10 protein-coding genes are annotated in these 13,155 nt (G+C 69.3%); 5 read left to right on the top strand and 5 right to left on the bottom strand.

Going from position 1 to position 13,155, the window contains the following annotated elements:
- Nucleotides 1-38: 38 nt before the first annotated feature.
- From P7L68_RS20505 to thiS, 5 genes are all read right to left on the bottom strand, one after another.
- Nucleotides 39-1,022: an aldo/keto reductase gene (locus tag P7L68_RS20505; protein WP_372001209.1), complete on the bottom strand. Its 984-nt coding sequence runs from the start codon at nt 1,020-1,022 to the stop codon at nt 39-41.
- Nucleotides 1,022-4,516 carry an amino acid adenylation domain-containing protein gene (locus P7L68_RS20510; RefSeq protein WP_372001211.1) on the bottom strand — a complete coding sequence of 1,165 codons (3,495 nt, stop codon included), beginning with the start codon at nt 4,514-4,516 and terminating at the stop codon, nt 1,022-1,024. Before P7L68_RS20510 ends, P7L68_RS20505 begins: the two co-directional genes overlap by 1 nt.
- A 340-nt stretch (nt 4,517-4,856) precedes the next feature.
- On the bottom strand, nt 4,857-5,819 hold the full coding sequence (gene gshB, locus P7L68_RS20515) for a glutathione synthase (RefSeq protein WP_372001213.1): 963 nt from the start codon (nt 5,817-5,819) through the stop codon (nt 4,857-4,859).
- A 157-nt stretch (nt 5,820-5,976) separates the two neighbouring features.
- A complete protein-coding gene (locus tag P7L68_RS20520) occupies nt 5,977-6,720 on the bottom strand; it encodes a glutathione S-transferase (protein WP_372001215.1) in 744 nt (247 codons plus the stop codon).
- A 48-nt stretch (nt 6,721-6,768) separates the two neighbouring features.
- Nucleotides 6,769-7,761, bottom strand: coding sequence for a sulfur carrier protein ThiS (thiS, locus tag P7L68_RS20525; RefSeq protein ID WP_372001216.1), 993 nt, complete (start codon nt 7,759-7,761; stop codon nt 6,769-6,771).
- A 152-nt stretch (nt 7,762-7,913) separates the two neighbouring features.
- On the opposite strand from thiS, the gene aroQ reads away from it, so the two are divergent.
- From aroQ to P7L68_RS20550, 5 genes are all read left to right on the top strand, one after another.
- A complete protein-coding gene (gene aroQ, locus P7L68_RS20530) occupies nt 7,914-8,393 on the top strand; it encodes a type II 3-dehydroquinate dehydratase (protein ID WP_372001218.1) in 480 nt (159 codons plus the stop codon).
- On the top strand, nt 8,386-8,868 hold the full coding sequence (gene accB / locus P7L68_RS20535) for an acetyl-CoA carboxylase biotin carboxyl carrier protein (protein ID WP_372001220.1): 483 nt from the start codon (nt 8,386-8,388) through the stop codon (nt 8,866-8,868). Before aroQ ends, accB begins: the two co-directional genes overlap by 8 nt.
- Nucleotides 8,869-8,881: 13 nt before the next feature.
- A complete protein-coding gene (gene accC, locus P7L68_RS20540) occupies nt 8,882-10,225 on the top strand; it encodes an acetyl-CoA carboxylase biotin carboxylase subunit (protein ID WP_372001222.1) in 1,344 nt (447 codons plus the stop codon).
- Between the two features lie 116 nt (nt 10,226-10,341).
- Nucleotides 10,342-11,472, top strand: a complete 1,131-nt coding sequence (locus tag P7L68_RS20545; protein ID WP_372001223.1) for a DSD1 family PLP-dependent enzyme — start codon at nt 10,342-10,344, stop codon at nt 11,470-11,472.
- Between the two features lie 125 nt (nt 11,473-11,597).
- A complete protein-coding gene (locus P7L68_RS20550) occupies nt 11,598-13,139 on the top strand; it encodes a glycoside hydrolase family 55 protein (protein ID WP_372001225.1) in 1,542 nt (513 codons plus the stop codon).
- Nucleotides 13,140-13,155: the final 16 nt, after the last annotated feature.

The raw sequence follows: 13,155 nt of genomic DNA on the forward strand, positions 1-13,155 counted from the left end.
CTCCGGTCGGGTCATCGGGATCCGGACGGGGGCGGGTCTTATTGCGACCATTCGGTGGGCTCGCGATCCCAGCGATGATCGCGGAGTGCTGCGAGCAGATCGGGCGGCAGGCCGCGACCATCGGCGACGGCCGTGTTGGCGCGGACATGGGCGGGGGACCGCATGCCGGGAATGACGGTGTGGACATCCGGATTGGCCAGGATGAAGCGCAGCGCCATGCCGGCCATGGTCTCCCCCGCCGGGACCAGCGGCTTCAGCCGGTCGGCGCGCGCCACGCTGGCGGCCAGGTTCTCGGGTACGAAATAGGAAGTGCGCCAGTCGCCCTCGGGCCAGCGGCTCTCCAGGGTGAGCGTGCCGGTCAGCGTGCCCTCGTCGAAGGGCACGCGCGCGATCACCCCCACATCCAGATCCCGGCAGAGCGGGAACAGCTCGTCCTCGGGCGCCTGATCGAAGATGTTGTAGATGACCTGCACCGCATCGATCAGCCCGGTGCGCAGCGCCGCCATGGCGTTCCACGGCTCCCAGCGGTTGATGCTGATGCCGATGCCGTCGATCAGGCCGCGGGCCTTGAGGTCGGCCATGGTGTCCTGCCAGGCCGGATCATCGGCCCAGGCATCCTCCCAGACGTGGAACTGCATCAGGTCGATGCGGTCCACACCCAGATTGCGGCGGCTGCGTTCGGTGTAGTCGCGGATATGATCGGGCGGAAACACATCGGCCAGGCGCGACGTCCGGGTCGAGGGCCAGCGCCGGTCGGCCGGCGGGATCTTGGTTGCGACATAGATCCGCTCGGCCGGACGTTCGGCCAGCAGCCGGCCGCACAGCACCTCGGAATGGCCGCGGCCATAGATCCAGGCGGTGTCGAGGAAATTGACCCCCTGATCGACCGCCAGATGCAGGGCGGCCAGGCTCTGCGCATCCTCGTTGCCGGTCCAGCCGCCCTCGCCGCCGCCGATACCCCAGGTGCCGTAGCCGATCTCGCCGATCTGCCAGCCCAGACGGCCAAGCCTGCGTCGGTTCATCATGCAGTCTCCTCGGAAGCGGACTCATCGCAAGAGGGTGGGCAGGCAGCGCGCCGACGCGCGAACCAGGGGGCCAGCAGGCCGGCATCCACCGCCGGCCAGGCGAGCCCGGCCGCCGCCATCGCGGCGCGGCTGGCTGCATCGCCGAACATCAGATCCTTGTCGGCCACGAGATCGGCGGTCGCGAAGGCATCCGCGCCGTCATCTCCCGCCGGATCGGGCAGCAGGGCCAGCAGGGCCGCCGCATCGACGTCACCCGCCGCAGCCCGGCTCAGCCGCTCGTGGAAGGCGGCATAGCTGACGGGGGTGAGCGCGATCCCGGCCGCCTCGGCCTCGTCGAGCAGATCCTCGAACCGGGTGCCGGGGCCGTAGAGGTGGAAGGTGGCGGCGGGTTCCGTCAGCCGCGCCGCCACGAAGGCGGCGGCGATGTCGACCGGGCTGTAGTCGAAGCGCAGCCCGGTCGGGAAACGCAGCCCCAGCCTGAGGCAGGTCGCGGTCAGCCGTTCGACCAGGGCCTGAGGATTGCCGAGACCGCTCCGCCGGGCGGGCAGCATCTCGCCCAGGCGATGGAGGCTGGCGGTGATCCCGCGGCGGCGCGCCTCGTCGATCAGCCGTTCGGCCGCCCATTTGGACCGGCTGTAGCCGTCCTGCGGCAGGGCACGGGGATCGGCGGCATCGGCCTCGGTCACGGCATCATGGCCGGGGCTGCGCGCGAAGATGCTGAGGGTCGAGACCTGGTGGAGGTGTTTGGGCACACCGGTCACCGCCAGCCTGAGCAGGGTTTCCACCCCGGTCACATTGGCGGCGGCATGGGCCTCGTAGCCGTGGAGCAGATTGACCAGCGCGCCGGCATTGACGATGACGTCGATGCCCTCTGCCAGCCGGCGCCAGGCCGCATCGCCGAGGCCCAGCTGCGGCAGGGCCAGATCGCCCGCCAGCACGGTGACGCGGTCGGCCGCGATGCCGACGCGCAGAGCCGCGGCGGCATCGTCTTCTGCCCGCACCAGGCAGACCAGATCCACATCCGGCCGCGCCAGCAGCGCCGGCAGCAGATGGGCGCCGACGAAGCCGGTGGCCCCCGTCAGCAGCACCCGCACCCGGCCCGCGGGCGGTGCCCAGGCGGCGGCCCCCACCGGCGGGCGAATGTCGTCGGCCAGCCGGACCTCGGGCGCCGGCACCGGGGCGGAGGCGGTCTCCTCGCCGCGGCGGCGGCGGTCGATCAGCGCCGCCAGCGCGCCCAGGGTGGGGTGCGCGAAGATATCGGCGACGGTGATCCGCATGCCGAAATGACGGGTCAGGTCCATGGCCAGCACCAGCGCCGTGAGGCTGGTGCCGCCCAGATCGAAGAAGCCGTCCTCGGGCCCGGCCGGGGCCAGCTGCAATGTCGCCCGCCAGCGGGCGGCCAGCGCAGCACTGGTCGGATCGGTGAAACCGGCATCGGCCGCGGCGGCCGCCTCCAGCCGGTCGGTGGCGAGCCGGGCCAGGGCCCGGCGGTCGACCTTGCCATTGGCGTTGAGCGGCAGGGCATCCAGCACCAGCAACCGTGCCGGCAGCGCCTGGCGCGGCAGGCGGGTGGCGAGGAAGCGGCGCAGATCGGCGGTATCGACCTCGCCATGGCCGATCAGGCAGGCAACCAGCTCGCGCCGGCCGCCCTGTTCATGCACCACCACACGGCCGGCGCGGATGTCGGGATGATCGGCCAGCGCGCCTTCGATTTCCCCCAATTCGATACGCACCCCGCCGATCTTCACCTGATCGTCGCGGCGGCCGACATAGGCGAGCCGACCGTCGCGGCGCCAGTAGCCCAGATCGCCGGTGCGGTAGAGCCGGTCGCCGGGCAGTTCCGGAAAGGGATTGCCGACATGGGCGGCGGCGGTCTTTTCGGGCGCGCCCAGATAGCCGCCGCCCAGGCAGGCGCCGCCGATGCGGATCTCCCCCACCATGCCCGGCGGGGCGATGAAGCCGTGATCATCCACCACCACAGCAACCGTGTTGTCGATCGGCGTACCGATCGGAATGCTGCGGTCGTCGTCATCGCCGACATGGTGGAAGACCATGCCGATCGATGCCTCGGTCGGGCCATAGGTGTTGACGATGCCGATCCCCGGCAGCATGCGCCGGAAGCGCCGCACCGCCCGGGGATCGATCTCCTCGCCACCGATCAGCAGATGGCGAAGCGAGCCGAGCCGGCGCACCAGCCCGGGTTCCGCCACCATCAGATCCACCATGGCGTTGAAGATCGAGGGCACGAAATCGGTCATCTCGATATCGTGCGCCGCGATGGTGCGGAGCGTGGTCTCCAGGTCGAGCACGCCGCGGGTGCGCGGGATGATCACCCGCCCGCCGATGGTCAGCGGCCAGAGCAGTTGCCAGATCGAGCTGTCGAAGACATGACGGCTGTTCTGAAGCACCACCGGCGGCCGGCCGTCGGCGGCAAAGCGCCGGGTCATCACCCCGAAGCGATTGAGCAGCCCGCCATGCAGGTTGATCGCGCATTTGGGCAGGCCCGTGGTGCCCGAGGTGTAGAAGCCGTAGATCGGGTCGCGGCCGTCCACCGCCGCGGCGTCGAACGGCGTTTCAGCCGGCGGGATCGCGGCATGATCCAGGATCAGCGCCGCCACCCCCGGCGGCACCACGGCAGGATCGGCGGCGATCACCAGCCGGGGGGCCAGCGCCTCCAGCAGGGCCGTGACCCGCTCCGGCGCCCAGCCGTCATCCATGGGGACGAAGGGGGCGCCGAGCTTCATGGCAGCCAGCATGGCGAGCGGCAGCTCCAGCCCGTTGGGCATCAGCAGCGGCAGCATGTCGCCACGGCCGACACCACGCGCAGCCAGCATTGCGGCCAGCCGGTCGGCGCGGGCGTCCAGCTCGCCATAGGTCAGCCGCGCCGCTTCGTGCACCAGCGCCACGCGCTGCGGATCCCGGCGGGCGATGGCGCGGATCGCATCGGGGATGGCCGGGGCCGTGGGGCATGGCCGGCGCGGGCCGTTGCGTTCGATCAGCAGCTCGTAGCGGCGTGCCGGGGAAATGAGGTCCACCGCCCCCTGGGCGGCATCGGGGCCGGCGGCGATCAGGCGGTCGAGCGCATGGGCCAGATCACTCGCCCGGGCCTCGTCGAAGGGCGGACGGCAGAGACGCCGGTCCAGGATGACCCGCAGCCGCCCGTCCGCCTCGACCCTGAGCACCAGGGCCACGGCCGGCAGATCGCCGGCGGGTTCCGAAATCACAAGGGCATCGGCCGGGCCGTCTGCCGCGTCGGGCACCGGATCCTCCGGGACGAGATCACCGAGACGCGCACCGGCCGTGACCTCCAGCGCCAGGATGCGCAGCCCCCCGGCATCTGCCACGGCGATGCGCGGCTGCGGCAGGGCCCGCCAGCGATGCACCAGCACCGCGAGCAGGGCCGGCAACCGGCCGAGAGGGATGGCCCCCCTGGTCCGGCACAGGGCCTGATCGGGCACCGACGCGACCATGTCATGGAAAGCGGGCGGCACGTCGGCATCGGTGCCGGCGGGCGGGTATGGGAAGGGAGAAGGGGATGGGAAAGAAGAGGATAAGGCGGGAGAAGCGGTTTCCATCACGTCCGGCTCCTGATGCGACCACTGAGGGACGGACCTGTTCCCGGGGGCCGTGCGGGCCATCTGCGGGCATGGCTCCGCCCTGCGGATGTTTTCTGCGCGACGCGACAGCGCATAAAACACCCGGTCCAGCCCTGGCGGGTCTGTCCCGCCGCCGGTCATGTCCTGTTCTGGGGTGGTTGTGAGGTGGTTGGAAGAGCGGTGGCCGCCAGACATCAGAGGTCGGGTGGCCGCAGATGTCAGGTGGCCGCAGCGCTCAGGCGGTGCCTGCCCTGAGCGTGGTCAGCCGGGTTTCGATGGCATCCCACACATCCCGTTCGACCGTGACGCCGTCGAGGCGGTCGATCTCCTGGATGCCGGTGGGACAGGTCACGTTGATCTCGGTCAGGTGGTCGCCGATCATGTCGATGCCGACCAGGGTGAGACCGCGGGCACGGAGTTCCGGCCCGACCGCCTCGCAGACCTCGCTGTCGCGCGCCGTCAGCGTGGTCTTCACCGGCCGGCCGCCGACATGCATATTGGCCCGGGCCTCGCCCCGCTGCGGCACGCGCAGCACCGCGCCGCGGGGCTCGCCCTCGACCAGGATGATCCGCTTGTCGCCCTCGCGCACCGCCGGCAGATATTTCTGAATCACCAGCGGCTCGCGCCCGCGGAGCGCGTGAAGCTCCAGCAGCGCGCCCAGATTCTCGTCATCCGGCCTGACCCGGAACACGCCCAGCCCGCCGAAGCCGTAGAGCGGCTTGATCACGATATCGCCGTGTTCCTCGCGGAAGGCACGGATTTCGTCGACCGAAGACGAGACCAGGCTGGGCGGCATCAGGTCGGGGAAGCGGGTGATGAACAGCTTCTCGGGCGCATTGCGCACCTGCACCGGATCATTGGAGACCAGCGTCCGGGGGCCGGCATGTTCCAGCAGATGGGTGCTGGTGATGTAGGCCATGTCGAAGGGCGGGTCCTGGCGCAGCAGCACGACATCCATCTCGTGGAGCGGAACGCGTTCCTTGGGACCCAGACGGTAGTGATCGTCGCGCACCCGCTGCAGCCCCAGCGGCCGCATCCAGGCCACGGCGCCGCCGGGAGTGAGGCTCAGATCCGACGGCTGGTAGTGATAAAGGTTATGGCCGCGGCGCAGGGCCTCCAGCCCGAGCATGAAGGTCGTATCGCCATCGAAGTTGATGGTCTCGATCGGGTCCATCTGCAGGGCGACGGTCAGCGCCATATGTCCTCCGGGGCGGTTCTGGAGCGACCGGGACGGGGGCAGCCTCTCCGGATGCAGTGGCCCGCCAGACGAAAAACTCTCTGGCGGGCACCCTATCATTCTATCCTGAGTTGGTCCAGGTCCGTGATCACACCCAAACCGATGGTTTCGTGATCGGTCAGCCCGAAGCGGCCGGGGCATCGAGTTCCGGATAATGGCGGAAGATGCCGTCCTGGTTGAAGGCAAGCCGGCGGTCGCTGGCGAGATAGGCGGCGATCCGCGGCCAGGCCGCCACGCGATCCACCAGCGCCTCCACCCCCGGCCAGCGCCCGGCGAGGCTTGCCATATGATCAGGGAAGGCGTAGCGCAGGCCCAGCATGGTCTGGAACAGGCCCAGATCGGCATAGGAGAGCCCGGCACCCGCCAGCCAGCCCGATGCGGCCGGGTTGCGGGTCAGCACCTGCTCGTACCAGTCCAGGAATTTGGGGATCCGCTGATCGCGGAACCCCGCCGCCCGGCGCGCCGCCTCGGGCTTCTGGTCCTCGTAATAATCCCAGGAGCCGAGCGGGTGGTGCACGTCATGGGCTTCATTGACCAGATCGGCGGTGGTGAGCGCGATCTGGCGGGCGAAGAGCCGCGAGGTCTCGTCCTCGGGCGCAAGCCCGTAGGTCTCGCCCAGATAGGCGCAGATCAGGGGCGTCTGGGCGATCAGCAGATCGCCATCCTTCAGCACCGGACAGGCGAAGGGCGCGAAGGGCTCGCGCTCATCCCCCAGCACACGCAACAGCCCGTCCATGCCGCCGCCCTGGCGTTCGGGCAGGCGGGCCATGTCGCGCCAGGGGGCATCGATGGCGACCAGCACCAGGCGGACATATTCGCCCCGCCCCGGCAGGCCCGGCCAGTAGTAGAGTTCCATGCTCATGGGGGTCGGGCTCCTTGGCTGAACCGGGAACCGCCCCCCGCACCCGGCTCAGATCAGGCCGGCGAGCGGTGAGGACGGGTCCGCATAGAATTTGCGCGGCATGCGCCCGGCCAGATAGCCGAGACGCCCGGCCTCGACCGCGGCCTTCATGGCGCGCGCCATCATCACCGGATCCTTCGCCCCGGCGATCGCACTGTTCATGAGCACGCCGTCGCAGCCGAGTTCCATGGCCGCCGCCGCTTCCGAGGGCGTGCCGACACCGGCATCGACCAGCACCGGCACGCCTGCCTGCTCGACGATGATCCGGATGTTGACCGGGTTCTGGATGCCGAGACCAGAACCGATCGGGGCCGCCAGCGGCATGATGGCGCAGCAGCCCAGATCTTCCAGCTTCTTCGCCACGATCGGATCGTCGCTGGTGTAGACCATGACGTCGAAACCGTCGCGGATCAGGGCCTCGGCGGCCTTCAGGGTTTCGGTGACATCGGGGTAGAGCGTCTTGTGGTCGCCCAGCACTTCAAGCTTCACCAGGTTCCAGCCGCCGGCCTCGCGCGCCAGGCGCAGCGTGCGCACGGCATCGTCGGCGGTGAAGCAGCCGGCGGTGTTGGGCAGGTAGACGTAGCGCCTGGGGTCGACGTAATCCATCAGCATGGGTGCCGACGGGTCGGTGACGTTCACCCGGCGGACCGCCACGGTCACGATCTCGGCACCCGAGGCCTCGATCGCGCGGGCGGTTTCCTCGAAATCCTTATACTTGCCGGTGCCGACCAGCAGACGCGAGGTAAAGCTCCGGCCGGCGACGACGAAGGGATCTTCCGCCGGGGCCGCCGCATCGGCACCGCTGCCGCCGCCGATGAAATGCACGATCTCCAGCCGGTCCCCCTCGGCGAGACGCGTGGCCTCGAACTCGGCGCGGCGAACGATCTCCAGATTGCGCTCGACCGCGATCTTCCGCGCGTCCAGCCCCAGCTGGCCCAGAAGCTCGGCCACGGTCGGCTCGCCTGCAACCTCGCGGGCCTCACCGTTGATCATCAGTCGCATACCAGGATCTCCGCTCAACATGATGCTCGGGCCCCGGGATGCCGGAACGCCCGCTTCGAACGGCGTTGCGCCCCGCGGCACGGGTGCTTTATAACGCAGGGCTGACGTGGCGTCCTCTCCTAATCACCGTTCACGGGGTATCGACAGCCCGCATGGCGCCGACCATCCTGGTCCTGAACGGACCGAACCTGAACCTGCTTGGCACCCGCGAGCCCGAGGTCTACGGGCATACGACGCTGGACGACATCCGGCGTCTGTGCGAAGCCCGTGCCGCTGCCCTGGGGCTGGCCGTCGATTTCCGCCAGTCGAACCACGAAGGCGTTCTCGTGGACTGGGTACAGGACGCCCGCACCTCTGCGGCAGGGATCGTGATCAATCCCGCCGCCTACACCCATACCTCGGTCGCCCTGCTCGACGCGCTCACCGCGACGGCACTGCCGGTGATCGAGGTGCATTTGTCGAATATCCATCGTCGCGAAACGTTCCGGCACCATTCCTATGTGTCCCGGACGGCGGTCGGCGTGATCTGCGGCCTGGGGGCTGCGGGTTATGCGCTGGCGATCGAGGCGATGGCCGGGCTGATCCCAGGGGGGCAGGCCCGCGCGGCCACGAAGGACCAATCGCATGTCTGACACCAAGGCTCGTGCCGTCGATACCGGCCTGATCCGCGAACTGGCGCTGCTGCTCGACGAGACCGGCCTGACCGAGATCGAGGTCGGCGCGGGCGAGGGTCGCATCCGCATCGCCCGCCAGGCACCGGCGCAGATGACGGCCCCGCAGATGCTGTTCCAGGCGCCCGCCGCCGCCGCACCCGCGGCGGCACCGGCCGCCGCGGCACCTGCGGCACCGGCCGCCGCCGACCCCGCAGGCCATCCGGGCGCCGTGCCCTCGCCGATGGTCGGCACCGTCTATCTGGCCCCGGAGCCGGGTGCGCCGGCCTTCGTCGCCGAAGGCCAGACCGTGCGCGAGGGCCAGACCCTGCTGATCATCGAAGCCATGAAGGTGATGAACCACATCCGCGCCCCGCGGAGCGGCACCGTCAGCCGGCTTCTGGTGCAGAACGGCCAGCCGGTCGAGTTCGGCGAGCCGCTTGCGATCATCGAGTGACGCGGGAGCGATCATGTTCGAGAAGGTGCTGATCGCCAATCGCGGCGAAATCGCATTGCGCGTCCATCGCGCCTGCCAGGAGATGGGCATCCGCACCGTTGCGGTCCATTCCACCGCCGATGCCGATGCCATGCATGTCCGTCTCGCCGACGAGAGCGTGTGCATCGGCCCGGCCCCCGCGCGCAATTCCTATCTGAACATCCCGGCGATCATCGCCGCCGCCGAGATCACCGGCGCCGAGGCGGTTCATCCGGGTTACGGCTTCCTGTCCGAGAACGCCCAGTTCGCCGAGATCGTCGAGGCACATGGCCTGACCTTCATCGGCCCCACCCCGGAACACATCCGGCTGATGGGCGACAAGATCGAGGCCAAGCGCGCCGCGAAAGAGCTGGGCCTGCCGCTGGTGCCCGGCACCGACGGGCCGGTGACCGACGAGGCCGAGGCGATGAAGATCGCCCGCGAGATCGGTTTTCCGGTGCTGGTCAAGGCCGCCGCCGGCGGCGGTGGCCGCGGCATGAAGGTGGCCGAAAGCGCCGAGGGCCTGCGCGAGGCGCTGCAGACCGCCCGCGCCGAAGCCAAGGCCGCCTTCGGATCGGATGCGGTCTATCTTGAGAAGTATCTCGCCAATCCGCGCCATATCGAGATCCAGATCCTCTGCGACACCTTCGGGACCGTGGTGCATCTGGGCGAGCGCGACTGCTCTCTGCAGCGCCGCCATCAGAAGGTGCTGGAAGAGGCGCCCTCGCCGGCGATCGATGCGGCAGACCGCGCCCGCATGGGCGAGATCGTCGCCAATGCCATGCGCAAGCTGGGCTATCGCGGCGTCGGCACGGTGGAGTTCCTCTACGAGAACGGCGAGTTCTACTTCATCGAGATGAACACCCGCCTGCAGGTGGAGCATCCGATCACCGAGGCGATCACCGGCATCGACCTGGTCCGCGAGCAGATCCGGGTGGCCGCCGGCCAGCCGCTGGGCTTCACCCAGGAAGACGTGCGCATTCAGGGCCACGCCATCGAGTGCCGGATCAACGCCGAGAACTCCGAGACCTTCGCCCCCTCGCCGGGGCTGGTCGACACCTATCACGCCCCCGGCGGGCTGGGTGTGCGCGTGGACAGCGGCCTCTATCAGGGCTATCGTATCCCGCCCTATTACGACAGCCTGATCGCCAAGCTGGTGGTCCATGGCCGCAACCGCAACGAGTGCATCATGCGGCTGCGCCGGGCGCTGGAGGAATATGTCGTGGGCGGCATCGACACCACCCTGCCCCTGCATCAGCGTATCGCCCGCCATCCGGATTTCGTCGACGGCGTCTACGACATCCGCTGGCTGGAGGCCCTGGTCGCCAATCGCGGCTGACCCGGGACCATCATGCATCAAGGGGCGGGCGGGCCGGAGGCGTTTCCGGCCCGCCCGTCTGCGTTTAACCCATGCCCCCCTTCTCGCGGAGCCCCCCCTTCTCGTGGAGCCCTGTCATGGCCGGTCTCTCCCCTGATCTGCAGACCCCCTGCCTTGTGGTCGACGAGGCGAAGATGACCGCGAATCTCGACCGGATGGCCCGGCGGATCGCCGGGCTCGGCGTGGGCTTCAGGCCGCATCTGAAGACCGCCAAATCGGTGGAGATCGCCCGGCGGATGCTGCCCGACACAGGCGGACCGGCCACCGTCTCCACCCTTCGCGAGGCCGAGGTCTTCGCGGCGGCGGGCGTGCGCGACATCCTTTATGCGGTCGGCATCACGCCCGCAAAGCTCGGCCGGGTGCAGGCGCTGAGGGCCCGAGGCTGCGATCTGGCGGTGATCCTGGATTCCGTGGAGCAGGCGCAGGCGATCGTGGCGGCCGGAGCCGGCCCGATCCCGGCGCTGATCGAAATCGACTGCGACGGCAAGCGCGCAGGGCTCGCCCCCGATGCCGCAGAGATCATCGACATCGGCCGGATCCTGCAGGAGGGCGGCGCGGAACTCCGCGGGGTGATGACCCATGCCGGCGGCAGCTACGACGTCTCGGGACATGAGGCCCATGCGGCCTTCGCCGAACGCGAGCGCCAGGCGGTGGTAACGGCGGCAGACCGGCTGCGCGCCGCCGGCCTGCCCTGCCCGGTGGTCAGCGTCGGCTCCACCCCCACGGCGCTCGCCGCCCGTGATCTTGCGGGCGTGACCGAGCTCCGCGCCGGGGTCTATGTCTTCTTCGACCTGGTGATGGCGGGCATCGGCGTCTGCGCGGTGGACGAGATCGCGCTCTCGGTCGCCACCACCGTGATCGGCCACCGCCCCGACCGGGGCTGGACCCTGGTCGATGCCGGCTGGATGGCGCTGTCGCGCGATCGCGGCACGGCCGGCCAGGCGATCGATCAGGGCTATGGGCTGGTGGCGGATGCCACGGGCCGCGTGATCCCGGATCTGATCGTCACCGGCGCCAATCAGGAACACGGCATCCTGGCCCTGCGCCCGGGCAGCACGGCCACGCCGCCGGACCTGCCGGTCGGCACGGTGCTGCGCATCCTGCCCAACCATGCCTGCGCCACCGCCGCACAATTCGACGCTTATCATGTCATCCCGGCGGATACTGGCGCCGCCCCGGCGATCTGGCCGCGTTTCGGCGGCTGGTGACCGGGATGCGGCCGCATGTGGCCGCAACCGGTGACGCGACATCATAAACCAGACCGCCCAGACTTCCCCGGTCAGCCCCGCCCGCCAGCCCGGCGGCGCGGCGCACCATACCGGGGATCATCAAGATGCCGATCTTTACCGCCTGCCTTATCTGCGTGACGGATTTCGGGGCCGTCGGCGACGACGTGACCGACGACACCGCCGCCATCCAGGCCGCCATGGACCATGCCGCCAGCCTGCCCACCGGCGGCTCGGTGCTGTTTCCGGCCGGCTATTACCGCATTTCGGCGCCGCTCATTCAGGACAGCCGGGTCTTCCTGACCTCGGGCGGCGGCCTGTGGGACGTGGTGATCCGCCCCACCACCGGCTTCACCGGCTCGGCGCTGATCAAGACCCGCGGCTTCGACACCTACAATGCCGGCGACTATTCCATCGTTCGCGACACCGGCATTCCCTATGGCTACGGCGTCTGGGGCCTGGCGCTGGACGGCATGCAGGCCGTCAGCCGCTGCTATGAAGGCTACGGCAAGTTCCGGTACATGAAGATCACCTGTACCGATGCCGTCGACGACTGCTTCTTCCATGCCTGCGGCAAAAGCACGGGCATCGAGACCACGCCGGTCGACGGGGTGATGCGCGACCTCTGGGAAGGCGTGCTCGACATCGACACCGCCCGCAGCGGCCGCTATGGCGTGCACTTCATGGGCCCCCACGACGCCCATATCATCCGCTCGGTGAACGTGCTGCATGGCGACTGGCACTTCTTCATCGACTATGACGACAACCGTGACGGCGGCTGCCGCATCGGCCGCGTGCACACCTATGGCGGCAGCGGGGGCGGCGTCCGCTTCAGGTCTTCGGTTCAGGGCGATCACGTGATCGCCGAGAACGGCGTCCTGATCGAGGGCTATACCGAAACCCTGCTCAACATCATCCAGACCCGCAACTCGTCCTCGCCCGCCTGCGTGCAGATCGCCGGCCCCTGCGACATCGGCATGATCCGCGCCAACTGCAATATGGGCGACGTCTATCCGGCGGCGAATGGTGTGGAGGTTTCGGCCTCGCGGGTGAAGATCGGCCAGATGCGCGTTCTCGGCGCCAGCGGCGGCGGGGCCGGCACCGGCCTGGCGATCGCCAGCACCGCTTCGGACTTCTGGGTCGGCAAGGCCGATATCCGCGCCTTCGGCGCCGTCGGCGGCAAGGGTCTGTCGATCGACGGTGCGGACAATGTCCGGATCAACGGGCGCATCTCGTCGTGTGAGACCAACGCCTCGTTCGCCCCGGCCGGCGATGACTGCCATGTGGAGCTGGACAGTTATGTCGTGACCGGCCAGCAGCACTATTCCGGCAGCCTCGGCGCCCGCTCGAAACTGCTGATCAACGGTTTCGGCGCCAGCTTCCTTGCCAAGGAGGCCGTTGCCTCCGGCACGATCTCCACCGCCGCGACCGGTCCGGTGGTCGGCTACGTGACCTTCCCGCGGCCGCTCAGCTACACGCCCGGCCCGTCGCAGGTGAATGTCATGCTCACCACACGCTCGGACAATGCGGTGACTGCCCGTGTCGAGCGTATCGCCGCCATCTCCGCCACCAGCGTTCAGGTCGTCTTCACGGTGACCAATGCGGTTGCAGGGTCCACCTATGATTATGAACTGCGGGTCGCACCCTGACACACCGAAGGATGAC

The sequence above is a fragment of the Tistrella mobilis genome (genome assembly GCF_041468085.1).
GTDB lineage: Bacteria > Pseudomonadota > Alphaproteobacteria > Tistrellales > Tistrellaceae > Tistrella > Tistrella mobilis_A.